At 68.2% G+C, this 23,421-nt stretch carries 25 protein-coding genes and 1 pseudogene; 14 read left to right on the top strand and 12 right to left on the bottom strand.

The window, feature by feature from the left end:
- The first annotated feature begins 20 nt into the window (after positions 1–20).
- Positions 21–206, top strand: coding sequence for a hypothetical protein (locus ACFOLC_RS12070; protein WP_386759510.1), 186 nt, complete (start codon positions 21–23; stop codon positions 204–206).
- 26 nt (positions 207–232) lie between these two features.
- Here the strand turns inward: ACFOLC_RS12070 and ACFOLC_RS12065 are convergent, their stop codons facing one another.
- From ACFOLC_RS12065 to ACFOLC_RS12050, 4 genes are all read right to left on the bottom strand, one after another.
- Positions 233–838 (bottom strand): rhomboid family intramembrane serine protease, encoded by a 606-nt coding sequence (locus ACFOLC_RS12065; protein ID WP_386759509.1) that lies wholly within the window; start codon positions 836–838, stop codon positions 233–235.
- 19 nt (positions 839–857) lie between these two features.
- Entirely contained in the window at positions 858–2,492 is a 1,635-nt protein-coding gene (locus ACFOLC_RS12060) for a POT-type proton-dependent oligopeptide transporter (protein WP_386759508.1), read from the bottom strand.
- A gap of 228 nt (positions 2,493–2,720) precedes the next feature.
- Entirely contained in the window at positions 2,721–3,449 is a 729-nt protein-coding gene (locus ACFOLC_RS12055; protein ID WP_386759507.1) for a hypothetical protein, read from the bottom strand.
- A gap of 41 nt (positions 3,450–3,490) precedes the next feature.
- Positions 3,491–4,120: a glutathione S-transferase family protein gene (locus ACFOLC_RS12050; RefSeq protein WP_386759506.1), complete on the bottom strand. Its 630-nt coding sequence runs from the start codon at positions 4,118–4,120 to the stop codon at positions 3,491–3,493.
- A 158-nt stretch (positions 4,121–4,278) separates the two neighbouring features.
- Here ACFOLC_RS12050 and ACFOLC_RS12045 point away from each other — a divergent pair, with 158 nt between their 5' ends.
- The 3 genes from ACFOLC_RS12045 to ACFOLC_RS12035 all read left to right on the top strand — a co-directional run bounded on the left by ACFOLC_RS12045 (position 4,279) and on the right by ACFOLC_RS12035 (position 7,713).
- The gene (locus tag ACFOLC_RS12045) at positions 4,279–6,057 is read left to right on the top strand and encodes a M14 family metallopeptidase (protein WP_386759505.1); all 1,779 of its coding nucleotides are present in this window, start codon (positions 4,279–4,281) and stop codon (positions 6,055–6,057) included.
- Positions 6,058–6,112: 55 nt separating this feature from the next.
- On the top strand, positions 6,113–7,150 hold the full coding sequence (locus tag ACFOLC_RS12040) for a YbaY family lipoprotein (protein ID WP_386759504.1): 1,038 nt from the start codon (positions 6,113–6,115) through the stop codon (positions 7,148–7,150).
- 302 nt (positions 7,151–7,452) lie between these two features.
- Positions 7,453–7,713, top strand: a complete 261-nt coding sequence (locus tag ACFOLC_RS12035) for a hypothetical protein (RefSeq protein WP_386759503.1) — start codon at positions 7,453–7,455, stop codon at positions 7,711–7,713.
- Here ACFOLC_RS12035 and thpR read toward each other — a convergent pair.
- Positions 7,707–8,291 (bottom strand): RNA 2',3'-cyclic phosphodiesterase, encoded by a 585-nt coding sequence (thpR, locus tag ACFOLC_RS12030; protein ID WP_386759502.1) that lies wholly within the window; start codon positions 8,289–8,291, stop codon positions 7,707–7,709. The genes ACFOLC_RS12035 and thpR overlap by 7 nt on opposite strands.
- A gap of 152 nt (positions 8,292–8,443) precedes the next feature.
- On the opposite strand from thpR, the gene ACFOLC_RS12025 reads away from it, so the two are divergent.
- The gene (locus ACFOLC_RS12025) at positions 8,444–9,277 is read left to right on the top strand and encodes an SDR family oxidoreductase (protein WP_386759501.1); all 834 of its coding nucleotides are present in this window, start codon (positions 8,444–8,446) and stop codon (positions 9,275–9,277) included.
- Between the two features lie 17 nt (positions 9,278–9,294).
- On the opposite strand, the gene ACFOLC_RS12020 is transcribed toward ACFOLC_RS12025, so the two are convergent.
- From ACFOLC_RS12020 to ACFOLC_RS12005, 4 genes are all read right to left on the bottom strand, one after another.
- On the bottom strand, positions 9,295–9,855 hold the full coding sequence (locus tag ACFOLC_RS12020; RefSeq protein ID WP_386759500.1) for an SRPBCC domain-containing protein: 561 nt from the start codon (positions 9,853–9,855) through the stop codon (positions 9,295–9,297).
- A gap of 75 nt (positions 9,856–9,930) precedes the next feature.
- On the bottom strand, positions 9,931–10,533 hold the full coding sequence (locus ACFOLC_RS12015) for an alpha-ketoglutarate-dependent dioxygenase AlkB family protein (RefSeq protein WP_386759499.1): 603 nt from the start codon (positions 10,531–10,533) through the stop codon (positions 9,931–9,933).
- Between the two features lie 62 nt (positions 10,534–10,595).
- Complete coding sequence (gene abc-f / locus ACFOLC_RS12010; protein WP_386759498.1) at positions 10,596–12,509, bottom strand: ribosomal protection-like ABC-F family protein; 1,914 nt, start codon at positions 12,507–12,509, stop codon at positions 10,596–10,598.
- A gap of 422 nt (positions 12,510–12,931) precedes the next feature.
- A complete protein-coding gene (locus ACFOLC_RS12005) occupies positions 12,932–14,491 on the bottom strand; it encodes a protein adenylyltransferase SelO (RefSeq protein WP_386759497.1) in 1,560 nt (519 codons plus the stop codon).
- 148 nt (positions 14,492–14,639) lie between these two features.
- Here ACFOLC_RS12005 and ACFOLC_RS12000 point away from each other — a divergent pair, with 148 nt between their 5' ends.
- The 5 genes and pseudogenes from ACFOLC_RS12000 (at position 14,640) to ACFOLC_RS11980 (ending at position 18,264) form a co-directional block, all read left to right on the top strand.
- Positions 14,640–14,789, top strand: coding sequence for a hypothetical protein (locus ACFOLC_RS12000; RefSeq protein WP_386759496.1), 150 nt, complete (start codon positions 14,640–14,642; stop codon positions 14,787–14,789).
- Positions 14,790–14,822: 33 nt separating this feature from the next.
- On the top strand, positions 14,823–15,029 hold the full coding sequence (locus tag ACFOLC_RS11995; protein ID WP_386759619.1) for a hypothetical protein: 207 nt from the start codon (positions 14,823–14,825) through the stop codon (positions 15,027–15,029).
- Positions 14,936–15,200 (top strand): annotated as a pseudogene (locus ACFOLC_RS11990) (DUF188 domain-containing protein). The gene ACFOLC_RS11995 and the pseudogene ACFOLC_RS11990 overlap by 94 nt, the downstream one beginning before the upstream one ends.
- Before the next feature lie 105 nt (positions 15,201–15,305).
- Positions 15,306–17,375 carry a DEAD/DEAH box helicase gene (locus ACFOLC_RS11985; protein ID WP_386759495.1) on the top strand — a complete coding sequence of 690 codons (2,070 nt, stop codon included), beginning with the start codon at positions 15,306–15,308 and terminating at the stop codon, positions 17,373–17,375.
- Between the two features lie 118 nt (positions 17,376–17,493).
- Positions 17,494–18,264 carry a type 1 glutamine amidotransferase gene (locus ACFOLC_RS11980; protein WP_386759494.1) on the top strand — a complete coding sequence of 257 codons (771 nt, stop codon included), beginning with the start codon at positions 17,494–17,496 and terminating at the stop codon, positions 18,262–18,264.
- Between the two features lie 149 nt (positions 18,265–18,413).
- On the opposite strand, the gene ACFOLC_RS11975 is transcribed toward ACFOLC_RS11980, so the two are convergent.
- Positions 18,414–19,280, bottom strand: coding sequence for a pseudouridine synthase (locus ACFOLC_RS11975; protein WP_386759610.1), 867 nt, complete (start codon positions 19,278–19,280; stop codon positions 18,414–18,416).
- Positions 19,281–19,475: 195 nt separating this feature from the next.
- On the opposite strand from ACFOLC_RS11975, the gene ACFOLC_RS11970 reads away from it, so the two are divergent.
- Together ACFOLC_RS11970 and ACFOLC_RS11965 are read left to right on the top strand one after the other, a co-directional pair.
- Entirely contained in the window at positions 19,476–20,024 is a 549-nt protein-coding gene (locus tag ACFOLC_RS11970; RefSeq protein ID WP_386759493.1) for a YaeQ family protein, read from the top strand.
- A 4-nt stretch (positions 20,025–20,028) separates the two neighbouring features.
- Entirely contained in the window at positions 20,029–21,258 is a 1,230-nt protein-coding gene (locus ACFOLC_RS11965; protein WP_386759492.1) for a BaiN/RdsA family NAD(P)/FAD-dependent oxidoreductase, read from the top strand.
- A gap of 45 nt (positions 21,259–21,303) precedes the next feature.
- On the opposite strand, the gene ACFOLC_RS11960 is transcribed toward ACFOLC_RS11965, so the two are convergent.
- Both ACFOLC_RS11960 and ACFOLC_RS11955 read right to left on the bottom strand, forming a co-directional pair.
- Positions 21,304–21,624 (bottom strand): hypothetical protein, encoded by a 321-nt coding sequence (locus ACFOLC_RS11960; RefSeq protein WP_386759491.1) that lies wholly within the window; start codon positions 21,622–21,624, stop codon positions 21,304–21,306.
- A 40-nt stretch (positions 21,625–21,664) separates the two neighbouring features.
- A complete protein-coding gene (locus ACFOLC_RS11955) occupies positions 21,665–22,198 on the bottom strand; it encodes a phage baseplate assembly protein V (RefSeq protein ID WP_386759490.1) in 534 nt (177 codons plus the stop codon).
- Positions 22,199–22,363: 165 nt separating this feature from the next.
- Here ACFOLC_RS11955 and ACFOLC_RS11950 point away from each other — a divergent pair, with 165 nt between their 5' ends.
- Together ACFOLC_RS11950 and ACFOLC_RS11945 are read left to right on the top strand one after the other, a co-directional pair.
- Positions 22,364–22,753 (top strand): ArsR/SmtB family transcription factor, encoded by a 390-nt coding sequence (locus ACFOLC_RS11950; protein ID WP_386759489.1) that lies wholly within the window; start codon positions 22,364–22,366, stop codon positions 22,751–22,753.
- A gap of 103 nt (positions 22,754–22,856) precedes the next feature.
- Positions 22,857–23,384 carry an SRPBCC family protein gene (locus tag ACFOLC_RS11945; RefSeq protein WP_386759488.1) on the top strand — a complete coding sequence of 176 codons (528 nt, stop codon included), beginning with the start codon at positions 22,857–22,859 and terminating at the stop codon, positions 23,382–23,384.
- The last annotated feature ends 37 nt before the right edge of the window (positions 23,385–23,421 follow it).

Genomic DNA, 23,421 nt, shown 5'->3' with positions numbered 1-23,421 from the left:
ACAGGCAAAGGAGAAAGCGCATGACCTTGCACAACCTGACGCTGGACAACGTCAGCGACGACGCCCTGATGGCCCGCATGTACGAACTGGCCCGCGGCGGTGACCACGGCACGGTCGAATCGATGCAGCTCGACGCCGCGATTTATGCCCGCCTCGCCGAAACCTACGGCGAAGCTTCGCAGCAGGAAGACCGCCAGGCGGCCTGAAGCGCCGGCCTGACGCGCCGCACGGGTCAGCCGAACGAGGGGCTCATCAGGCGCTGCAGGAACACCGCGCCCACGCGCGGCTCCATCAGCAGCATGAACAAGATGCCGTAGATCGCGCCGGAAATGTGCGCGCTGTGGTTGATGTTGTCGCCGCCGCGCTTGTCCATCCAGATCGAGTAGCCGATGTACACCACCGCGTACACGATCGCCGGCATCGGCAGGAAGAACACGATGATCAGCGACCACGGCTGCAGCAGGATGTAGGCAAACAACACCGCCGACACCGCGCCCGAGGCACCCAGGCTGCGATAGTGCGGGTCATGGCGATGGCGCAGATACGTCGGCAGGATCGCGATCACTATCGCCGACAGGTAGAACAGAACGAAGCCGAGCGGCCCGATCAGCTGGCTCATCACCGATTCGATCACGCGGCCGAAAAAATACAGCGTGATCATGTTGAACAGCAGGTGCGACCAGTCGGCATGGATGAAACCGTGGGTCAGCAGGCGGTCGTACTGCTTGTTGCGGTCGATCGCCGGCGGCCACAGGATCAGCCGGTTGAGCAGGTTGGGTCTTTCAAACGCCTGCCACGACACCAGCACGGTCACGGCGATCAGAATAAAGGTCAGCATCCGGGTGGCCTCGGCAGGGTCATGCAGTGCGGTAGTTGTCCTGCATCGGGTAGGTGCGCGCGTACAACGCGAACGCCGCCGCGGCGAGGAAGGCGAAGCCCGCGAAGAAGAACATCAGGAACGCGTTCTCGCTGAGCCCGGTGCTGGCGATGTGCGAAACCACCGCCTCGTTGCGCACGCTGGCGTTGGTCAGCAGCACCCACAGGCTGCCGAAGGTGCTGGTCAGGTACCAGAACGCCATGATCACGCCTTTCATCGCCTGCGGCGCCTGGCTGTAGGCGAATTCCAGCGCCGTCGCCGACACCAGCACCTCGCCGAAGGTCAGCAGCGCGTACGGCAGCGTCTGCCACGCCAGCGACACCTGGGTGCCGTCGTCGATCCACAGCTGCAGCGCGCCGGCCACGATCCACGACACACCCGAGATGGCGATGCCCCACCCCATGCGCCGCAACGCGGTCGGCTGGTAGCCCAGGCGGCGCAGCGCCGGGTACAGCACGAGGTTGTTGAACGGAATCAGCAGCATCACCAGCATCGGGTTGAGCGCCTGCATCTGCGCGGCGTCCTGGATCAGGAAGCTCGGCCACCACGACACGTCGTGCGGGATGACCATCTCACGGCCCTGGATGATCCAGGTCGAGGCCTTCTGGTCGAACAGCGACCAGAACGGCGTCACCAGCGCGAACACGATCAGGATGCGCAGCACGGCGCGCACGCCGTCCACCGCGGCGTCGGGGTGTGCGCCGCGGGCGCGTTCGAGCTGCATCGACGTGCCGATGCCACCCAGCGCGATCACCACGCCCAGCGCCAGGCAGGCCGTGATGACGAAGCCGAAGCTCTCGGGCCACCACGACAGCAGGCCGATGGCATGCAGGCTCCAGAGCAGCAGCGAGCCGACCGCGATGGCCAGACCCGCCACCGCCACGGCAAGACCGGGCCGGCCCTGCTCCTGCACCTGCGTGCGCAGGGCCGTCTTGACCACTTCGAAAAACGCGTGCGGGTCGCTGCCGGATGGCGGGACGTTGACGTAGTTCCTGCGCCCCAGCCAGAAGATGATGGTCGCGATGAGCATCAGGACGCCCGGGATGCCGAACGCGACCGCCGGCCCAAAGTGGCGAAGGAACAGCGGCGCCAGCAGCGAGGCGAAGAACGACCCGAAGTTGATGATCCAGTAGAAGGCGTCGAAGACGACCTTGGCCTTGTCCTTGTTGGACTGGTCGAACTGGTCGCCGCAGAACGACACCACCAGCGGCTTGATGCCGCCCGACCCCAGCGCGATCAGGAACAGGCCGGTGTAGAAGCCGGTGGCATGGCTCTCGAACAGCGCCAGGCAGGCATGACCGGCACAGTAGATCAGCGAGAACCACAGGATGGTGTTGTACTTGCCGAAATAGCGATCGGCCAACCAGCCGCCCAGCAACGGGAAGAAGTACACGCCGATGACGAAGGTGTGGAATACGTCCTTGGCGGCGGTGTCGCGCTGTGCGCCCTCGGGCAGGTAGGCCAGCAGCATCGAACTGATCAGGAACGGCACCAGGATGTTGCGCATCCCGTAGAAGCTGAACCGCTCGCAGGCCTCGTTGCCGATGATGTACGGAATCTGCCGGGGCAGTTTGCCCTGGGCTTCGGCGGGAAGTGCGGCGGTTTGGGTCGTCATCCGGTTCTGGTCTGCTGTGTTCGGGTTGATCTGCTCGAATCCATTCGCGAAAGCGGCCAGCGCGTCGGAGGCCGGCGCCAGGCAACGGTCACGGCGTTGGCCATGTACCCGTCATTCCCGCAAAAAAAGCAGCGGAGACACGCTCCGCCTGCCACCGAGAGTAGCAAGCGGCGGACGGCAAGCGAAGCATTGACTCCGGGCAACAGGCGGCCCGTAACGCGGAAGGGCTTACTGAACAGCCCCCGCCACCTCGGCCGGATCGCCTTCCACTTCGAGCTCGTAGCGGAAGTTCTGCAGCATCTGTCGCGGCCCGTCGCGGAAGGCGGCGGCAATGGCCAGCTGATGCTTGCCCGGCGGCAACGGCTTCAGCATCAGCCAATAGCCATCGCTGGCGGCGGCCCCCTCGCCCGGCGCGCCATCGAAGCAGGTTCCGCTGGCGACACGCATGCGCTGCAGCTCGCCCACCGGACGGCCATCGAGCAGCACCAGCCCGGACACGACATGATCGGCCTGCCTGCTCGCCTGCGCCTGCTTTTCCGCGCACGACATCGGTGCGCCCTGGAGCCCGCGGCTGGCCATCCAGTTGATCAGCGGCACGAACAGGTGCTTGTTGGCCGGGATGCGGCAGCTGCGCACGGCATCGAAGGCGCCGTCGGTACCGGCCAGGAACCAGACCGGCCCCTCCTCCTGGTACTGGGCGCAACGGCGGCCGTCCGGATCACGGTAGGGCAGCTCGTTGACCCCGGGGAAGCGCCCCGCCCATTGCCACCAGCGCGCGCTCCACTGCGCCTGACCGACGTCGGCGACGGCGGCTTCCGCGGGAACCCAGTGGGTTTCCAGCGAGGCCACGACCGGGATGGGTTTCGCCTCGGCGGGCTTGGCCCAGCCCAGTTCCTCGCGAATGTCCTGGACTTCCTTGCAGCCGCTGGCCAGCGACGACAGGAGCACGCAGGCCACTGCGATACGCCACGGGCGGCGCGGCCCCGGAACGATGCGACTCAGGCCCATTCGGTCAGCCCCTCGCGCTCGTACAGGGCCTTGAACGACGGCCGCTGCTTCATCCGCTGCGCCAGCGCCGCCAGGTGCGGCCAGTCGTGGCCCGGCCGTGGCATGTTGCGGGTCCAGCGCATCAGCATGGTCAGGTAGAAATCCGCCGCGCTCGGTCGCTCGCCCAGCAGGTAAGGCCCGCGTGCGGCCAAGTGGGCATCGAGTCGTTCCCAGGTCGCCTCGATGCGCTTGCGCGCACCGTCCAGCACGGCCTCGGGCGGCGCCGCATCGAGGTCCTGCGGGTACCACCACAGGCGCAGCGGCGACTGCAGCGTATTGGCCAGGTTCAATACCCACTGCAGGTACTCGCCGCGCTGCGGGTCGTCGACGGCCGGGGCGAGGCCGGACGCGGCATGGCGATCGGCCAGGTGCAGCACCAGCGCGGCGGCTTCATACAGCGGCTGGCCGTCGGCGACCAGGGTCGGCACCACGCCGTTGGGGTTGAGCGCCAGGTACTCGGGACTCTTCTGCTGCTTGGCTTGGGTGTCGACCAGGCGCAGCTCGTGCGGCACGCCCAGTTCGATCAGCAGCCAATGGACGACCAGACTCGCCGCACCGGGCGAGTAGTACAGGCTGTACATGCATAACTCCCCTGCGATGACCACGCCATGATCGCATGCACCGCTTCGCTGCGGTCGTGGCTGCTGCCAGTGCGATGGCAGCAATGTGACCTTGGGCAGGGCAAGCGCACCGCGACCCTCGGCTACCATGCGCCGACCTTTCGTGAGACGACCGCGCAATGACCCGTTCGCTTCGATCCACTGCCCTGCTCGCCGCTCTGCTTGCCGTCCTGCCTGTCCACGCCGCCCTTGCCGACACCGCGCTGACCACCGTGTCCGAGCGCAGTGGCTTCTTGAAAACCGGCCGCTACGACGAGGTCATCGCGCTGTGCGATGCATTTGCCAAGCGCTATCCAGACGCCGTGCGCTGTGCCGACTTCGGCACCACGCCGGAAGGCCGGCCGATGAAAGTGTTGGTCGTATCGAAGGCCGGTGCGTTCACGCCGGACGCGGCCCAGGCCCAGGGCCTGCCGGTGACGCTGATCCAGGGCGGCATCCACGCCGGCGAGATCGACGGCAAGGACGCGGGCTTCCTCGCGCTGCGCCAGGTACTGGACGATGAGGCCGCGCCGGGGGCGCTCGACAAGCAGGTGCTGCTGTTCGTGCCGGTGTTCAACGTCGACGGCCACGAGCGGTTCGCGCGCTGGAACCGCCCCAACCAGCGCGGCCCGGAGGAAATGGGCTGGCGCACCACCGCGCAGAACTACAACCTCAACCGTGACTACACCAAGGCCGACAGCCCCGAGATGCAGGCGATGCTGCGCCTGGTCAACGCCTGGGACCCGCTGTCCTACATCGACCTGCACGTCACCGACGGCGCCCAGTTCGAGCACGACGTGTCGATCCAAGTCGAGCCGGTGCATGGCGGTGACGACGACCTGCGCAAGGCCGGTACCGCGCTGCGCGACGGTGTGATCGAGCGCCTCGCCGCGCAGGGTTCATTGCCGTTGCCCTTCTACCCGTCGTTCGTGCAGTCCGATGACCCGGCCTCGGGTTTCGAGGACGGCGTCGCCCCGCCGCGCTTCTCGCACGGCTATTTCCAGTTGCGCAACCGCATCGGCATGCTGGTGGAGACGCATTCCTGGCGTGATTACCCCCACCGCGTCCAGGTCACGCGCAACACCATCGTGGCCGTGCTCGACCTGGTCGCACGCGACGGCAAGGCATGGCGGCAGCAGGCGCTCGCCGCCGATGCCCGTGCCGCCAAGCTCGCCGGCACGCCGGTCACGCTCGACTACAAGGCCACCGAAAAGGCGCGGACCGTCGAGTTTCGCGGCTATGCCTACACGCGCACGCCGTCGGAGGTATCCGGCGCGCTGATGACGCGCTACGACGAACGCACGCCGCAGATCTGGAAGGTGCCGCTGCGCGACGAGATCGTGCCTGGCCTCATCGTCGCCGCGCCCAAGGCCGGCTATTGGGTGCCGGTTGCCTATGCGGCGCAGGTCGCCGCCAAGCTCGACCAGCACGGCGTGAGCTACCGCAAGGTCGCCGCCGCACAGGCCCACGCCACTGTCGAGGCCTTCCGTGCCGAAAAGACCAGCTTCGCCGCACAGTCGGTCGAGGGCCACCAACGCCTCAGCGTGACCGGCACATGGAACCCGGAAACGCAGGACCTGCGCGCCGGCGCGCTGTTCGTGCCGATCGCGCAGCCCAAGGCGCGCCTGGTCATGGCCCTGCTGGAACCGCAGGCGCCGGACGCGCTGCTGGCGTGGGGCGAGTTCAACAACAACTTCGAGCGCAAGGAGTACATGGAGGACTATGTCGCCGAGGACGTCGCACGCCAGATGCTGAAGGAGCCCAAGGTCAAGGCCGCGTTCGAGCAGCGTCTCAGGGACGATGCCGAGTTCGCCAAGAGCCCGCACGCGCGCCTGGAGTTCTTCGCCCGTCGTCATTCGTCCTGGGACACGCGTTACCAGCTGTACCCCGTGTTGCGCACCGATCGCGCGCCACGCTGACACCGGCTGCACAACGGCTTCACTAGGCTGCACGGACTCGCAAGGAGCACTGCCCATGACTTTGCCACGACTGCTCGCCATCGCCATCGCGTTCTCGCTCAGCGCCTGCCAGCCCCAGAGCGGGAAGGAAGCGGCGACCACGGCAACACCGCAGGCGGCGACGCGGAGCACGCATGCGATCACCGGCACGGCGATCTACCTGGAGCGTATCCAGATGCCGCCCGGCGCCAGCCTGCAGGTGCGGCTGATCGACAACCAACTCGCCGACACGCCGCAGGCGGTGCTCGCACAGGTCAAGCTGGACAATGCCGCCGGGCCGCCGTACGCCTTCACCCTGCCCTACGACGCGGCCAAGCTGCGCCCGGACGGTCAATACGGCCTGCTCGCCGGGCTGTACGGCCCCGACGGCAAGCTCTGGTTTGTCACCGACACGCGCGCGCCGGTGGTGCCGACCGACAACACCCCGGTCGATTTGCGCATGGTGCGCGTGGTGGACGATGGCAACGCCGCTGCGGGCGACATCCGCTATTGGCAGTGCGGTGAAGTGCGAATCGGCGCCGCGCTCAACAACATGACCGACAGTGGGACCGACCGCGTCACACTGTCGCTGTCCGGGCGTCGTCTGCAGCTGCCGCACGCCGTGGCGGCGTCCGGTGCACGTTACGCCGATGCAGCCGGTAACGAGTTCTGGACCAAGGGCGACAGCGGCACATTGACCCTGGCCGGCGAAGCCAAGCGCGACTGCAAGCAGACCGACACACCCTCCCCCTGGGATGAAGCCAGGAAACGCGGGGTCGGCTTCCGCGCGGTCGGCAGCGAGCCGGGCTGGTACGTCGAGGTCGGCATGGGCGAGGCGCCGGCATTGCACGCTCAGCTCGACTACGGCGCCCGCAAGATCGACATCGTCCGCGCCCAGCCGCTCAAGGGCGGCAGCGGTTTCAGCGGCAAGACCGCCAACGGCACCGCCATCGAACTGCGGATCGAGCGCAAGCCATGCAGCGACGCCATGAGCGGCGAGCGCTTCGATGCCAGCGCCGAACTCAAGGCAGGCGGCCAGAGCTATCGCGGCTGCGGCGCCTTCCTGGCCGACTGAATCCTGCGAGGGCCTACCTCCGCGCCGGCTATTGATGCCTCGTGAACGCAGAGCGCACCAAGGTGCGTCCCGGCGTCGCCGATGACACTCCCGTTTCCCTTTGGCCATAAGGCCGGATAAGGGCTACGGCGAAGCGGAGCGGTTGGAACCATCGCCGCTGCGCCGTACCCTCACCCCAGCCCTCTCCCGGAGGGAGAGGGGCCTTGAAAACCCGGGGCAGTCTCAACATCGGCGTCCTGTTCTGCGCCCGTCTTCACGTTCACCAGGTCAGAGTGTCAGGAACCCGGGCAACGGAGTCGTCCATGCAACCCCTTTCCACGCAGGCCGTCATCGCGCAGGAACGCCGCACCACAGGCGAGGTCATGCGCCTGCGCAGCCAGCTCAGTGACGCCCAGCGCGCGATGCTGCAAGTGCTGGAGTACTTTGCCTGGGAGTTGCGTTTCGTGCGCTGGTCGGCGCAAGGCGAACCGGTGCCGGTGATTTCCCTCGATGACCGGATCTACGCGGTGCTGCGCGCGGACGGCACCGTCGACGACGAACCCGGCCTGGTCGTCCGTCACTGATCCATCAGGGACCAACGCTGCACGATGTCGTAGGCATTGCGCCGTCCCAGTTGGCTGTGGATCAGCACGAACTCGGTGACGGGCCAGTGCAGCGGTGCGATCGGCGTGGACGGCAAGCCGCGATCGGCGTCGCGCAGCACAGTGACGTGTGGCTGCAAGGCCTTGCCGCCCGAATGAACCTTCACTCCGGCCCGGGCCAGCGCCAGCCCCAGCGCATCCCAAAGCCCGGTCAGTGCCTGCGGCGCGTCCTGGCAGCCGAGCCACCACGGGATCGAGCGGTTGCGGAAGCTGCCAGCACGGTCCAGGGGCAACGTGAACGCCGGTGACCGCAACGCGGCGGCGGCGTCACATGCACGCGCCGCCAGCGTCGGTGGCAACTGGGCGAAATCGCCGAGGAACTGCAAGGTCAGGTGATAACGGTGCGGCCCGAGCCAACGACCGCCGGGCGAATGCGTCTGCCGGAGTGAGGACGCGGCATCGGCGATGCGCTGGCGGACACTATCGTCCGGCCACAACGCGAAGAACAGCCGATGCACGTCCCCGTGCCCTCTATCGTCGGCGATTCCTGACAGATCCATTTGCTGCATGCGTGCAGTGTAAACGCGCACGCCGTGCCTTCATGCCATGGCCACGGCCAACGCGCGACGATCGGGCGCACCGGTGCGACAAGCCCGGCTCGACCGGGCTCGACACAGGTTCGACACACCGGTTTGAAAACATGAGGTGAGCGATGGCCAGCCGACGCCGCGCATCCACTGCACGCCAGCAGCGCATGCATCCCGTCCCCGAAACGATCCGCGACGACTACCGCGGCGCCGACAAGCTCGATGGCAAGGTCGCCCTGGTCAGTGGCGGCGACAGCGGCATCGGCCGTGCCGTCGCCGTGCATTTCGCCCGCGAGGGGGCCGATGTCGCCATTCTCTACCGCAGCCAGGACGGCGACGCCGAGGACACGCGCGCGCTGGTCGAGGCCGAAGGACGACGCTGCCTGCTGCTGCGCGGCGACGCGCGCAGCGAGGCGCGCTGTCGCTCTGCGGTGACACGCACGATCAAGGTGCTCGGCCGGCTCGACGTGCTGGTCAACAACCTCGGCGAACAGACGCCGCAGGAACGTCCCGAGGACATCTCCGCGGCGCAGCTACGGGATACTTTCGAGAACAACGTCTACCCGTTCTTCCACCTCACCCGGCATGCCCTCGCCCACCTGGGCAAGGGCAGCGCGATCATCAACACCGGCTCGGTGACCTCGTTCCGCGGCAGCGACCACCTGATCGATTACGCCGCGACCAAGGGCGCGATCGAGAGTTTCACCTACTCGCTGGCGAAGAACCTCGTCGACCGCGGCATCCGCGTCAACGGCGTCGCGCCGGGACCGATCTGGACGCCGCTGATCACCTCGACCTTCAGCAAGAAGCAGCAGGCCCAGTTCGGCCGCAACACCCCCATGAAGCGCCCGGGCCAGCCCAGCGAGGTCGCCCCGGCCTTTGTCTACCTGGCCTGTGCGGACAGCAGCTACGTCACCGGCCAGTTCATTCACGTCAATGGCGGCGGGTTCATCGGCTGAGAGTGTCGGCCGCGCCATCACCGCGGGCGACCGGCCGGCGCGGCACGCTGACGCAGATAGGCGGCCAGGCCCTCCAACTGCAATCCCTGCACCCGGTCCACGACCGGCGCGATCTTGCTCAGGTCGTCCGACGAATACCCGCCGGCGCGGTAATACAAGGTGATGCGCGTGCCGCCGGCTTCGGCCGCGGCGAGGCGGAATTCCAGCGCGCCGCTCACGCCCATGCCCTGCAGCGGCCCCAGGCCGCCGATCATGCGCAGTGTCTTGTTGGGATCAACGAAGGTGACGGTCAGGTGTTGTGCCTGTTGCGCGCCAGCCACTTCGCAGAAGCAGCCGCCGGCACGCGCCTGGATCGACAGCGTCGAGGCCGCTCCCCACCAGGTGTGATCCTTCGGCCACCAACGGTCGACATCCTCCACCAGCGCCCGCCACGCCGTCGCCGCGTCGACCGGCACCACCCGCTCGTTCTCGATGGTGAAACCGTCCTTCGCCGAGTCCTTGACCGCAGCCACCGCCGTCGTGCCCGTGCCCGCCAGGAGCAGGCCCAGCGTTACCAGCATGCCTGTCGTCGTGCGCATCCGCGTCGCCTTCGTCGCCGTGTGAGCTGTCGATGTAGCGCGGCGGTGGGCCACAGGCAAGTGCAGACGCAATCGTCAGCGACGTTCCGGCACCGGCGGACGCACGCGAAACGCCAGGCTGATGCGCGGCCCGACCGGCTCGCGCGACTTGGGGATGCCATGATCGTAGTGCAGCTGCGAAGCATGGCTCATCAGCAACACGCTGCCCGCCTCGAGTTCGATGTGGCGCACCGGTCGCGGTGGATGCTTGGCCCGGATCGCCATGCGCCGCGGTGCACCCAGCGACAGCAGCGCGATCGGCTGACCCGGCACCAGGCTGTGCAGCTTGTCGTTATGCGGGGCGACGCTGTCGTGGCCGTCACGGTAGAGATTGAGGCCGACGCTGTTGAACGGTGCCGTGACGAAGGCGCGCAGCCGTGCCGAGGCCTCTGCCAGCGGCACCGGCAAATTCGGATCGTCGAGCCGGTAGCCCGCGACCAGCCGCGGCACGTCGACCACGCGGTCGTACATCGGCCGCCGCTGCGCCTGCCAGTCGACGTCCATGCGCAGCGACTGAAACCATTGCTGCGCCAATACCGGCGGCAGGACGCCCGGGCAGTACCGCACGCCGCCTTCGGCGTCCTCGAACAGGACCAACGGGCCGGCGGCGAACAGGCTGGTTTGCTGGAGCGCGACCATGGCGGCAGCATGCGCGGCCGCCGTCTCAACGGCTGCGCCACTCCCGGGCTTCTGATCGACGGCTACGCGTCGAGCTCGGCCCAGCGGGCGTAGGCCGCGTCCAGCTCGGCATGAGTCGCCGCCAGCGTCTCGTTGTGCGCGTTGATCGCCGCGCTGTCGCGCTGGTAGAACGCGGGCTCGTTCATCTGCGCGGTGAGTTCGGCCAGGCGGTTCTCCAGCGTCTCGATGCGGGCCGGCAACTGCTCCAGCTCGCGTGCGTCCTTGAAACTGAGTTTACGCTTGGGCACGGCGGGCACGGCGGGCACGGCGGCAGCCGCCACCGTCGGCGCGACCGGCATCGAACTCGATTTGGCCTGGGACTGCGCAGGCACGCTCTTCACCGGCCGCTGCCGCAGCCAGTCGCTGTAACCGCCGATGTACTCGCCGACGCGTCCCTCGCCTTCCATCACCAGGGTCGAGGTCACCACGTTGTCGAGGAAGTCGCGGTCGTGGCTGACCAGCAGCAGCGTGCCGGGGTATTCGCCCAGCAACTCTTCCAGCAGTTCGAGCGTCTCAACATCGAGGTCGTTGGTCGGTTCGTCCATCACCAGCAGGTTGGACGGCTGCGCGAACAGCTTGGCCAGCAGCAGGCGGTTGCGCTCGCCGCCGGACAGGCGGGTGATCGGCGCGCGCGCGCGTTCCGGGGTGAATAGGAAGTCCTGCAGGTAACCGATCACGTGTTTCTGGCGGCCACCGACCTCGACGAACTCGCGGCCCTCGGACACGTTCTCGAGCGCGTTCCAGTCCTCGCGCAGGGTCGCGCGGTACTGGTCGAAGTAGGCGATCTGCAGATTGCTGCCGGTGCGGATTTCACCGGCGACCGGCTGCAACTCGCCCAGCAAGGCCTTTAGCAGCGTGGTCTTGCCGCTGCCGTTGGGGCCGATCAGGCCGATGCGGTCGCCGCGGAAGATCGTGGTCGAGACATTGTCGAGCAGCAGGCCTTTACCAAGTTTGCCGCCGCCGTAACCGAACGTGACGTGCTTGGCCTCGATCACCTTCTTGCCCGAGGACTCGGCCTGCGCCAGCTCCATGCGCACGTTGCCGGTGAGGTCGCGACGCTGCGCGCGCTCGTTGCGCATCGCCTTCAATCGGCGGACACGGCCTTCGTCGCGGGTGCGGCGGGCCTTGATGCCCTGACGGATCCAGACTTCCTCCTGCGCCAGCATCTTGTCGAAACGTGCGTTCTCCTGTGCCTCGGCATGCAGGCGCTCCTCGCGGCGGCGCTCGTAGTTGGCCCAGTCGCCCGGCCAGCTGGTGACCTGGCCGCGGTCGATCTCGACGATGCGGGTCGCCAGCGCGCGCAGGAAGCGGCGGTCGTGGGTGACGAACACCAGCGCGCCCTTCCACGACGACTTCAGGAACTCCTCGAGCCAGTCGATCGCCTCGATGTCGAGGTGGTTGGTCGGCTCGTCCAGCAGCAGCAGGTCCGGCGCCGACACCAGCGCGCGCGCCAGCAGCACCCGGCGCTTCATGCCGCCGGACAGACCGGCGAACGAGGCATCGCCGTCGAGGCTGAGACGGTCGAGGGTCTCGACCACGCGCTGGTCGGCACCCCAGCCGTTGGCGGCCTCGATCTTGGCCTGGACGTTGCCCATCGCCTCGGCGTCGAACTCCTCGGCGTGGCTGAGATGGTGGTACTCGGCCAGCCACGCGCCCAGTTCACCCATGCCGGCGGCAACCACGTCGAACACGTCGCCGGCGGCGCCGTGCGGGACTTCCTGTTCGAGGCGGGCGATGCGTACCCCGCCTTCGCGGCGGATCTCGCCGTCGTCGGGGTGGATATCGCCCGACAGCAGGCGCATCAGTGTCGACTTGCCGGCGCCATTGCGGCCGATCAGGGCGATACGCTCGCCGGGTTCAATGGACAGCTCGACATTTTCGAGCAGCAGCGGGCCGCCGACGCTGTAGTCGACGTTTTGCAAGGTGATCAGAGGCATCCGACCATTCTACGTGGCCGCGACCGCCACGGCGCCCCGCACGGTCACGGCAGGCGCATACTGCGCCCTGGGCCGCGGCATCGCGCGGCGGCCGCCGATGAGGGGAAGACGATGAGCAAGGGCATGGACCGCAAGAAGGAACAGAAGAAGAAGCCGGCCAAGACGATGAAGGAAAAGCGCGCAGAGAAGAACGAAAAGAAGACCACCAAGGGCTTCGCCCCGGTGTGATGCCCGCCGGCCTGGCGGCGCAGGTTGCAGCGTGGTCCGACGGCGGCTGGCAGGTGCTATCGCGCCGCCTCCGGCACGCCGCCGACCTCAGCGAACAGCTTCACCAGAGCGAACAGCTTCACCAGCGCAAGTCGCAGCAGTTCCCTAGGCCCGGCCGCGCCCCGCCAGCGTGACCGGGCGAGCGGCCGCCGTATTCAAGAGCTGCAGGACAGCATCGAGCAACCGGCGCGGTCACGCGCCCAGTCCGGGCGCCGCTGCGCGAACCGCTCGCGGCCGGGCTGGTCGTCGTAGGGACGGCGCAGCAGCTCGAGCAGTTCGTCGACACCGCCCAGATCCCCTTGCGCGGCCCGGTCGATCGCCTCCTGCGCCAGGTAGTTGCGCAGCACGTAACGCGGGTTGGCGGCCTGCATGCGTGCGCGCCGCTCGGCATCAGGCAGCGCCTGCTGCGCCAATCGCGCCGCGTAGCGCGTGAGCCAGTCACGCAACGCCGGTTCGGCCGCATCGCGCTTGGCGTCGTCGTAGAACGCCGCCTCCAGCGACGCCAGGTTCGGCGCGACCGGGTCGATCGCGGCCAGGCCGTGGAAAAACAGCGTCATGTCGACCTCGGTCGCCTTCAGCAGCTCCTGCAGCACTTGCATCAGACCGATGTCCTCATCAAGGCATTCGACCAGGCCGAGCTTGCGCGCGGTGTTGTCGCGATCGGCGGCCGTGTAGGCCTCGACATAGCGGCGCAGGCCGTCCTGCAGCGGCCCGACGCCGTCGAACAGCGGCGACAGCGCGCCTGCCAGGCGGCCGAGGTTCCAGTACGCGACCTGAGGCTGCTGGCCAAAACGGTAGCGCCGGTGCTGGCGGTCGGTGGTATTGGGTGTCCAGTCGGGGTCGAAGTCGTCGATCCAGCCGTAGGGACCGTAATCGATGGTCAGCCCGAGGATCGACATGTTGTCGGTGTTCATCACGCCATGGACGAAACCGACCCGCATCCAGTGCGCGACCATCACCGCGGTGAGCTCGCACACCTGCGCGAACCATTCGCCGTACAGCGCCTCGCCGTCGCCGTGCAGCTGTGGGAAATCGCGGCGGATGCAGAAATCGACCAGTCGGCGCAGCACGGCGACGTCACCGCGCGAAGCCGGCAGCTCGAAGTTGCCGAAGCGGATGAACGACGGCGCCACCCGGCACACGACCGCACCCGGCTCCAGCTCGGGGTGGCCGTCGTAGAACATGTCGCGTTCGACCCATTCGCCGGTGCCGACCAGGCTCAGCGCGCGCGTGGTCGGTACGCCCAGATGGTGCATGGCCTCGCTGCACAGGAACTCGCGGATCGACGAGCGCAGCACGGCGCGGCCGTCGGCGGTGCGCGAGTATGGGGTCGGGCCGGCACCCTTGAGCTGCAGCTCCCAGCGCTCGCCGGCGGCATTGACGGTTTCGCCCAGTGTGATCGCGCGGCCGTCGCCGAGCTGCCCCGCCCAATGCCCGAACTGGTGGCCGCCGTAGTTGGCCGCGTACGGCTGCATGCCGGGCAGCAGCGCGTTGCCACCGAAGACGCGGGCGAATTCGGGCGAGGCCACGTCGGCCTTGCTGAAACCCAGCCGCTGCGCCATCTCGGCCGAATGCGCCAGCAGCCGCGGCGCCGCCACCGGGGTCGGCTCGACGCGGGAGTACAGCGCACCGTGCACCTGGCGCACCCCGGGGCTGAACTCCGGATCTCCCGGCAGGTCACGCACGAAGGCGTTGTCGAAAACGAGATTGCGCACCGGGCCGCTCATACAGGCAATGCGGGCATGTTACCCAAGCCGGCAGATTACCCAGCCAGGACGTCAGAAACGGCATGTCTGCGCATGATTTAGGGGATGAGGCGCCGATGGCCTAGACTGGCGGCATTACCAAGACGAGACCGCCCCCATGGCCAAGCCCAATTACTCCTTCGAAAAGCGACAGCGCGAGATCGCCAAGAAGAAGAAACAGGACGAAAAGCAGGCGAAGAAGCAGGCCGCCAAGGACGCGGCAAACCCCGCCGCCGCCGACACGTCCGGTAACAAGACGGGCGAATAACCGGCCGGTGGCCGCTGCGGCGGCGTGGCCCACATGAGTGACGACACCGCCCATGACGGCGCCGCGGCCGAGGCGCCGCGGATCTGGGTCGACACCGATGCCTGCCCCGGCGTGATCCGCGAGATCCTGTTCCGCGCCGCGCCAGCGTGCGCGGGTCCAGGTCACTCTGGTCGCCAACCAGTGGCTCCCAGGACATTCCGCTGGCGGCACTGGTGCTGGAAAAAGGTGGGGTGGCGCTGAACCCACGCGGCGATCTTTACACCCGCGACAACATCGCCCAGCGCCTGTCGATGCGCACTCATGGACGAACTGCGCGGCGCCGGTGTCCAGACCGGCGGCCCGCCGGTGTTCCATGCCCGCTACCGGCAGGCCTTCGCCAACCGGCTCGACCGCTGGCTGGCGCGCCGCTGACTCACGGTTCAGCGCCCCGTAGCGTCCACGGGGCCGATACGCGCCCGTCCGGTACAATGCGCGGTCTTCCGACCGGCGTCTGCCGGCGCTACCGAGCCCTTTCCCATGAGCGCCGAAACGCCCTCTGCTGACGCCCCGTCCCTGAAATTCACCGATCTCGCCCTGCCGGAACCGCTGCTGCGCGCCTTGGCCGAGGTCGGCTACGAGTCGCCCTCGCCGATCCAGGCCGCCACCATCCCGCCGCTGCTGGCCGGTCGCGACGTGCTCGGCCAGGCCCAGACCGGCACCGGCAAGACCGCCGCGTTCGCGCTGCCGGCGTTGGCCCGCATCGACCCGGCCCAGACCAAGCCGCAGGTGCTGGTGCTGGCGCCGACCCGCGAACTGGCGATCCAGGTCGCCGAGGCGTTCCAGAAGTACGCCCACCACCTGCCCGGCTTCCACGTGCTGCCGATCTACGGCGGCCAGAGCTACTACCCGCAGCTGCAGGCGCTCAAGCGCGGCGTGCAGGTCGTGGTCGGCACCCCGGGCCGCATCATCGACCACCTCGAGCGCGGCTCGCTCGATCTGTCGCAACTGCGCTGCCTGGTCCTCGACGAAGCCGACGAGATGCTGCGCATGGGCTTCATCGACGACGTCGAGGCGGTGCTGAAGAAGACCCCGGAAACGCGCCAGGTCGCGCTGTTCTCGGCGACCATGCCGGCGCCGATCAAGCGCATCGCCCAGACCTACCTGAAGGACCCGGTCGAGGTCTCGATCAAGGCCAAGACCACCACCGCGGCCAATATCCGCCAGCGTTATTGGGCGGTCAGCGGCATGCACAAGCTCGACGCGATCACCCGCATCCTCGAAGCCGAACCATTCGACGCGATGATCGTGTTCGCCCGCACCAAGCTCGCCACCGAGGAGCTGGCCGAGAAACTGGCCGCGCGCGGCATCGCCGCCGCCGCCATCAACGGCGACGTGCAGCAGGCACAGCGCGAGAAGACCATCCAGAACCTCAAGGACGGCAAGATCGACGTGCTGGTGGCGACCGACGTCGCTGCGCGCGGCCTCGATGTCGAGCGCATCAGCCATGTGCTGAACTACGACATCCCCTACGACACCGAAAGCTACGTGCACCGCATCGGCCGCACCGGCCGCGCCGGCCGCAAGGGCGAGGCGATCCTGTTCGTGAGCCCGCGCGAACGCGGCATGCTGCGCGCGATCGAGCGTGCCACCCGCCAGCCGATCGAGCAGATGTCGTTGCCGACCATCGAGACGGTCAACGAGCAGCGCGTCAATCGCTTCCTCGGCCGCATCACCACCGCGCTGGAAAGCGATGAGTTGGGGCAGTTCCGCGACCTGGTCGAGCGCTACGAGCGCGAGCAGAACGTGCCGGCGGTGGAGATCGCCGCCGCCCTGGCCAAGCTGGTGCAGGGCGACATGCCACTGCTGCTGGACGTGACCGCCGAACGACTGCGGCCGTCGCAGGGCGCGCCTTTCGAACGTGGCGAGCGGGGGCCGTCGTCGCGAGGACCGTCCGAGCGCGGCCCGCGCGAGCGCCACGAGCATTCCCGCGACCGCGGTGACGCCCGTCCGCCGCGCGAGGCGCGTCAATTCGAACCCAGGCCGTTCGAAGCGCGCGACGAGCGTCCGCGTCATGCCGAGCGCCAATTCACCCCGCCGGTCCACATCGAGCGCAGCGGCGACCGTCCGGTCAACGCCGCCGAAGCCATGTTCGACGACGAGGCGCCGGCACCGCGCCGCGAACCGCGTGCTCCGCACCAGTCGGAACCCGGCATGGAGACCTTCCGCATCGAGGTCGGCCACGTGCACGGCGTCAAACCCGGCAACATCGTCGGCGCGATCGCCAACGAGGCCGAGCTGGAAAGCCGCTACATCGGCCGCATCGACATCCGCGACGACCACAGCCTGATCGACCTGCCCGAGGGCATGCCGCGCGAGATCATGGACCACCTCAAGCGCGTGCGCGTCGCCGGCCAGCAGCTGCGCATCAGCCACGCCGGCGAAGGCGGCGATCATGGCCAGCGTCCGCACCGCGCCGAAGGCCGCGCTTTCGACGACGAGCGCCGCCCACCCCGCGCGCCCCGGCCCCACGGTGGCAAGCCGCACGGGGCCGGCCCGCACAAGCCCGGCGGCTTCCACAAGCCGGGCAAGCCGCGTCCGCCGCGTTGAATCCGGCCAGTCACGGCGTCATGACGAACGGTCATGACGCCGTGATCCCCCGCAACACCGCTCGCGGACATGGATTTGGCATAGTCGGTGGCGAATCGCCGCACTGCCCGTCCGCGCCATGTCCCGCCTGCTTGTCTTCCAACACGTTGCCGCCGAACCGCTCGGCACGCTCGATCCACTGATCCGGCGGCGCGGCCACCGCATCCGTTTCACCAACTTCGAACGCCACCCGGACGTGCAGCCCAATGTCGACCGCTACCGCGGCCTGATCGTGCTGGGCGGGCCGATGAACGTCGAGGACAGCGCGCACCGTGCGCACCTGCTGACGGAGATGCGCGCGATCGAGCGCATGCTCGTGCAAGGCAAGCCGGTGCTTGGCATCTGCCTCGGCGCGCAGCTGCTGGCGCACGTGCTCGGCGCGCCGGTGCAGCGGCACCACCAGCCCGAGATCGGCTGGTACCCGCTGCACACCACCGCGGCCGGCCAGGCCGACCCGGTGCTGGCGCCATTGGGGCCAGGCACGCCGGTGTTCCAGTGGCACCGCTACAGCTTCGACGTGCCGCAGGGTGCGACCCACCTGGCCCGCACCGACAGCTGCGAACCGCAGGCCTTCCGCTACGGCGACAACGCCTACGGCTTCCAGTTCCACCTGGAAATGGACGAGCGCTTGATCGACCGCTGGCTGGCCAATCCGGGCTATCGCGCCGAACTGGCCGAGCTGGCGGGCCTGGAGCCCGGCCACGCCAGCGACGAACAGACCATCCGTGCCCGCACCGGCAAACACATCATGGCGATGCAGGCGCAGGCCGACGCCGTGTTCAACGGTTTTCTCGACCTGGTCGGATGCCCGCAGCGGCGCTACACCCTGCCTTCGCGCGAGTGGGTCTAGGGCAGTTTCTTCGTTTGCCATCTTGAGCGAAGCGAAGGATCTGCTTCAAAGCAGCAGATCCCTCACTGCGCTCGGAATGACACGGGGCGGAGATGTTCGGAATGACGCCGGATGGAGGCCGGACGCGACATCCCAGCGTCCAAGCCCGGCTACAAAACGAAGCCGCTCTCGAACCGGCGTTCCTCACCGCTGAGCGGATCAATGAACACCAGCGATCGGGCCAGCAGCTTCAACGGGCGCGCATAGTCATCGGCACTCTGCCGGGCCAGCACCGGATAGAACGGGTCGTTGAGGATCGGCGCGCCCAGCGCGGCCAGGTGCACGCGCAACTGGTGCTTGCGTCCCGTCACCGGCGCCAGTGCGTAGCGCCAGATGCCGTCATCGCGCGCCACTGCGTCGATGCGGGTCTCGCTGTTCGGTTCACCCGGAGTTTCGTGCATGCGGAAGAACGGCTCGCCCGGTTCGATCCGCGAATGCCGCACCAGCGGGAAGACCTGCTGTGGCAGCGCCGGCGCGAGCGCCTCGTAGCCCTTGTCGATGCGACGCTCACGGAACAGCGCCTGGTACGCCGCACGCGTGACCGGATTGGCCGAGAACAGCACCAGCCCGGCGGTGTCGCGATCGATCCGGTGCAACGGCACCAGCTGTGGATTGCCGAGCGTGCGCACCAGCCGCGCCAGCAGGGTTTCGCGTACGAAGCGCCCGGCCGGCACCACCGGCAGGAAGTGCGGCTTGTCGGCAACGACCAGGTCATCGTCGACGTGCACGACCCACTCAGCGAACGGGATCGACGGCTCGTCTGCCACTTCGCGGTAGTAGTGAATCTGACTGCCCACGCGGTACGGCGCGTCCTGTGCCAGCGCCGCGCCGCGCGCATCGAGCACGCGCCCGCGCGCGAAGCGGTCGCGCCACTGTTCACGCCCGATCGCCGGGAATTGCGCGCACAGCCCCTCCAGCACCGTCGCCCACGGCCCGGGCGGCAACTGCAGGCGACTCGCGGCGAGCCCATCGAGCAAGGGAATGGCGGGCAACGGTGGCGGGTTCCGAGCGGGAAGGTCGGTCAGTCTGACGCAAACACAGACTGGTCGGCACCGATCCTCGCCGGGTGCGCCGCCCGATTGACGCGGCGGCCGCGCATCCAATCGGACGCGCCGGTCGCCAGCACCTAGAATGCGCCCTGGTTTTCACCCGGCATTCGCCGCAGGCAGTCCATGGCACCCAAATCCACCGTCGTCAAAGCCGAATTGCAGGTCAGCGACATGGATCGGCACTACTACGCGTCGCACAACCTGACCCTCGCCCAGCACCCGTCGGAAACCGACGAGCGGCTGATGGTGCGGCTGCTGGCGTTCGCCCTGCACGCCGACGAGCGCCTGGAGTTCGGCCGCGGCCTCAGCGACGAGGACGAGCCGGCGTTGTGGCGGCGCGACTACACCGGCGACATCGAGCAGTGGATCGAGCTGGGCCAGCCCGACGAGTCGCGCCTGCGCAAGGCCTGCGGGCGCGCGCGCCAGGTGGTGGTGCTGACCTACAGCGGCAACGGCGCCGATATCTGGTGGGACAAGAACGCCGCCGCGCTGGCACGGCTCAAGAACCTGACCGTGATCGACATCGACGCGGCCAGCGTCGCCTCGGTGGCGGCCCTGTTAGGGCGCGGCATGCGCCTGACCGCGATGATCCAGGACGGTGAGCTGCAACTGATGAGCGACAGTGCCAACGTCGCCCTGCGCCCGACCGTGCGCCTGGCCGCTGCTGCCTGAGCGCATGGCCGACACCTTCGACGTCCTGATCGTTGGCGGTGGCGCGGCCGGATTGATGTGCGCGCTCACCGCCGGCCAACGCGGCCTGCGCGTGCTGGTGGTCGAGCACGCCAACCGGGTCGGCAAGAAGATCCTGATGTCCGGCGGCGGCCGCTGCAATTTCACCAACACCGGCACCACGCCGGCCAACTACCTCTCGGCCAATCCACACTTCTGCAAGTCAGCACTGGCGCGCTACACGCCGTGGGACTTCATCGCGATGGTCGAGCGGCACGGCATTGCCTGGCACGAGAAGGAACTCGGCCAGCTGTTCTGCGACGTATCGTCAAAGCTGATCGTGAAGATGCTGCTCGACGAGTGCCATGCCGCCGGCGTGCGCATCGAAACCAGTTGCAGCATCGAGCGCGTCGCCCATGGCGACAGCGCAGCGGCGGCTGGCGGCACGGCTGCTGGCCACGCTTCTGGCGGGATGTTGTTCCGCCTGCACACCACGCGCGGCAACTTCGCCGCACCGGCGCTGGTGGTTGCCAGCGGCGGCCTGTCGATCCCGAGCATGGGCGCCAGCGGCTTCGGCTATGAGTTGGCACGCCAGTTCGGCCACCACGTACTGCCCACGCGCGCCGGGCTGGTGCCGCTGACGCTCAGCGGCAAGCACCAGGAGCGGCTGGCCGATCTCAGCGGCGTCGCCCTGCCGGTCACCGCCCAGTGCAATGGCCAGAGCTTCAGCAACTTCCTGCTGGTCACCCACCGTGGCGTCAGCGGCCCGTCGATCCTGCAGATCTCGTCGTACTGGCAACCCGGCGACGACCTGCGCCTGGACCTGCTGCCCGGGCGCGACGCGCTGGACACCCTGCAGCAGCTGCAGCACGAGCGCCCCGCCGCCGAACTCAAGACCGTGCTCGCCGAACTGCTGCCCAAGCGTTTCGCGCAGCGCCTGTGCGAGGTGTGGCTGCCGAACAAACCGATGAAGCAGTACAACGCGCCGCAATTGCGCGAGCTGGCGCAGGTGCTGCAAAGCTGGCCCTTGGTCGCCAGTGGCACCGAGGGCTACCGCACCGCCGAGGTCACCCTCGGCGGCATCGACACCGATGAAGTCTCGTCCAGCACGCTGCAGTCCAGGCGCGTGCCCGGGCTGTACTTCATCGGCGAGGTGCTCGACGTCACCGGCTGGCTCGGCGGCTACAACTTCCAGTGGGCCTGGGCCTCCGGCCACGCCGCCGGCAAAGCCGTGTAGTGGAAGCATGCTGCGCCGGCTTCTGGCCGGCTGAGCGCATGCGGATCAGGCCGCCGTCACCCGCGCCTGGCATTCCAGCACCACCATCGCCGCGCCGTTCGGCACGCACAGTGACGGACTGCTGTCGAGCACCAGCGCGCGGCCTCCGGCGAATACGCGCGTGCTGCCGGCCAGCCATTGCCCGGCACTGCAGCGCAGTGCCGCGGCCGCGGGCGGCAGGTTGCAGTAGGCGATCGTGTACGGTGCAGCCACCGTCACCACCGGTCGGCCGCCCAGGGTGACGCGGGTGTAGGGCGCGGTCGGCGTCGCCGGCCCGCCGTGCGCGCAGGTCACGCTGGCGCCCAGGTGCATCACCGCGCCCGGCATGATTCGCGCTCCCGCTGGTTTGGTCCCTGCATCGCCATCGCTACATCACCGTCAACGCGCCTTCGTTGATCGTCACCATCGGCCCGGCCAGGACGATGCTGGCGCCGTGGCCGTTGCTGATGGTGATGCCGGCCTCGTTGATCACGATCGTCGCCCCGGACTGTGCCCTCAGCACGACGCCGCCTTCGGGGCCGGACTGGTCCGAGATCGTCAGCGCGTTCTGGCCCGGCGTCTGCAACAACACCAGACCCGACGCCCCGGCCAGGCCGGCATGCGCAGACGACGGCAACTCGGCCGCGTCGACCCAATAGCCGCCGACCCAGATCGGCAATTCGGCATCGCCTTGTTCGAACTCGATCCAGACCGGCGCCCCCACCGACGGCAGCAGGAACACGCCGCTTTGATGGCCGGCCACCGGCACGCACGGCATCGCCCAGCGCGCCACCCCGGCACCGAGCACATGCGGCACCTGCACCAGCACGCGGCCCAGTTGCATCGGATCGATGCTGTCGATCACCACACCGCGGTGCTTGCCGTAATGCCTTGATGGCGCAGGCTTGCTGGCGTGTGGCATGCGGACCGTCCTGTTTGTTTTCGCGCGGATTGTTCACTAAGCGATAACGTGAATACAGGCCGGTATTGGCCAGAGGCCTTTCAAGCTGGGGCCGACTGCTGGGTCTGCCGGAAATATTTCACCAGATGGTTGACAATTCCCGCCACGGAGAGCAGATTCAACCTTATGGTTGACAATAATTCCGAGCGGCTCGACGCCGTGTTCAGCGCACTCGCCGACCCCACGCGGCGGGCGATGCTGCGCAGCCTGGCGCAGCAGCAACGCAGCGTCGGCGAACTGGCCGCGCCCTTCGAGATGTCGCTGGCGGCCGCGTCCAAGCACATCAAGGTGCTCGAGCGCGCCGGCCTGGTGCAGCGCAGCGTGCAGGGCCGCACCCACGTCTGTCGGCTGGACGCGCACCCCCTGCACGGCGGCATGGAATGGATGCGCTACTACGAGCAGTTCTGGAACCAGCGCCTGGATGCGCTTGATGCGCTGCTGCAGGCCGAGGATCGCGCCGCCGGCACCTCCACCAGCAAGCCCAGGAAGACGAAGACACCGGGGAAACCGCGATGACCCATCACGACACGGTCACGATCCGCGTCAACGTGCTGGCCGGGCTCGTGCGGCAACTCGGCGGCCAAGCACCCAACCCACACCCGATCACAAGGAGCTCGTCATGAACGATTTCGGCACCGTCATCGCCCCCGGCACCGTGCGCATCGAGCGCAGCCTGCCCGGCCCGATCGAACGCGTCTGGGACTACCTCACCGAATCGGGAAAGCGCGCCAGTTGGCTCGCCTCCGGCGAGATGGACCAGCGCGTCGGTGGGAGTGTCGAGCTTGTGTTCCACAACTCCGAACTCACCCGCAACGACGAGCCGCCGCCGGCCAAGTACGCGCAGTACGCCGGCGAGAGCCGCATGTCCGGCACCATCACCGCCTGCGAGCCGCCGCACCTGCTGGCCTACACCTGGGGCAAGGAGTCGGAAGTGCGCTTCGAACTGCGCGCGCAGGGCGATCGCGTGCAGCTGGTGGTCACGCACAGCCGTCTGCCGGACCGCAACACGATGCTGAGCGTCGCCAGCGGCTGGCACGTGCATCTGGGCATCCTGATCGACCGCATCGAAGGCCGCGAGCCGCCTGGCTTCTGGGCCACGCACACACGCCTGGAGGCCGAGTACGCGCGTCGCATGCCGGCCGACTGAGGCGCATCACAGCTCGTCATCCCCGCGCAGACGGAGC

It is taken from the genome of Lysobacter cavernae (assembly GCF_042648505.1).
Lineage (GTDB): Bacteria > Pseudomonadota > Gammaproteobacteria > Xanthomonadales > Xanthomonadaceae > Lysobacter_L > Lysobacter_L cavernae.
Note: the sequence above shows the minus strand (reverse complement) of the source record. Positions and strands in the feature narration are given on the sequence as shown.

What these genes read in the sequence shown, in the direction of transcription:
- ACFOLC_RS12070 (WP_386759510.1), top strand. Translation starts at nt 21, where the DNA reads ATGACCTTGCACAACCTGACGCTGGACAACGTCAGCGACGACGCCCTG.
- ACFOLC_RS11985 (WP_386759495.1), top strand. Translation starts at nt 15,306, where the DNA reads ATGAGCGCCGAAACGCCCTCTGCTGACGCCCCGTCCCTGAAATTCACC.
- ACFOLC_RS11960 (WP_386759491.1), bottom strand. Translation starts at nt 21,624, where the DNA reads ATGCCGGGCGCGGTGATGCACCTGGGCGCCAGCGTGACCTGCGCGCAC.
- ACFOLC_RS12040 (WP_386759504.1), top strand. Translation starts at nt 6,113, where the DNA reads ATGACTTTGCCACGACTGCTCGCCATCGCCATCGCGTTCTCGCTCAGC.
- ACFOLC_RS12015 (WP_386759499.1), bottom strand. Translation starts at nt 10,533, where the DNA reads ATGGTCGCGCTCCAGCAAACCAGCCTGTTCGCCGCCGGCCCGTTGGTC.
- ACFOLC_RS12050 (WP_386759506.1), bottom strand. Translation starts at nt 4,120, where the DNA reads ATGTACAGCCTGTACTACTCGCCCGGTGCGGCGAGTCTGGTCGTCCAT.
- abc-f (WP_386759498.1), bottom strand. Translation starts at nt 12,509, where the DNA reads ATGCCTCTGATCACCTTGCAAAACGTCGACTACAGCGTCGGCGGCCCG.
- ACFOLC_RS11955 (WP_386759490.1), bottom strand. Translation starts at nt 22,198, where the DNA reads ATGCCACACGCCAGCAAGCCTGCGCCATCAAGGCATTACGGCAAGCAC.
- ACFOLC_RS12035 (WP_386759503.1), top strand. Translation starts at nt 7,453, where the DNA reads ATGCAACCCCTTTCCACGCAGGCCGTCATCGCGCAGGAACGCCGCACC.
- ACFOLC_RS11950 (WP_386759489.1), top strand. Translation starts at nt 22,364, where the DNA reads ATGGTTGACAATAATTCCGAGCGGCTCGACGCCGTGTTCAGCGCACTC.
- ACFOLC_RS12065 (WP_386759509.1), bottom strand. Translation starts at nt 838, where the DNA reads ATGCTGACCTTTATTCTGATCGCCGTGACCGTGCTGGTGTCGTGGCAG.
- ACFOLC_RS11980 (WP_386759494.1), top strand. Translation starts at nt 17,494, where the DNA reads ATGTCCCGCCTGCTTGTCTTCCAACACGTTGCCGCCGAACCGCTCGGC.
- thpR (WP_386759502.1), bottom strand. Translation starts at nt 8,291, where the DNA reads ATGGATCTGTCAGGAATCGCCGACGATAGAGGGCACGGGGACGTGCAT.
- ACFOLC_RS11945 (WP_386759488.1), top strand. Translation starts at nt 22,857, where the DNA reads ATGAACGATTTCGGCACCGTCATCGCCCCCGGCACCGTGCGCATCGAG.
- ACFOLC_RS12000 (WP_386759496.1), top strand. Translation starts at nt 14,640, where the DNA reads ATGGCCAAGCCCAATTACTCCTTCGAAAAGCGACAGCGCGAGATCGCC.
- ACFOLC_RS11970 (WP_386759493.1), top strand. Translation starts at nt 19,476, where the DNA reads ATGGCACCCAAATCCACCGTCGTCAAAGCCGAATTGCAGGTCAGCGAC.
- ACFOLC_RS12045 (WP_386759505.1), top strand. Translation starts at nt 4,279, where the DNA reads ATGACCCGTTCGCTTCGATCCACTGCCCTGCTCGCCGCTCTGCTTGCC.
- ACFOLC_RS12025 (WP_386759501.1), top strand. Translation starts at nt 8,444, where the DNA reads ATGGCCAGCCGACGCCGCGCATCCACTGCACGCCAGCAGCGCATGCAT.
- ACFOLC_RS11995 (WP_386759619.1), top strand. Translation starts at nt 14,823, where the DNA reads ATGAGTGACGACACCGCCCATGACGGCGCCGCGGCCGAGGCGCCGCGG.
- ACFOLC_RS12020 (WP_386759500.1), bottom strand. Translation starts at nt 9,855, where the DNA reads ATGCGCACGACGACAGGCATGCTGGTAACGCTGGGCCTGCTCCTGGCG.
- ACFOLC_RS12060 (WP_386759508.1), bottom strand. Translation starts at nt 2,492, where the DNA reads ATGACGACCCAAACCGCCGCACTTCCCGCCGAAGCCCAGGGCAAACTG.
- ACFOLC_RS11965 (WP_386759492.1), top strand. Translation starts at nt 20,029, where the DNA reads ATGGCCGACACCTTCGACGTCCTGATCGTTGGCGGTGGCGCGGCCGGA.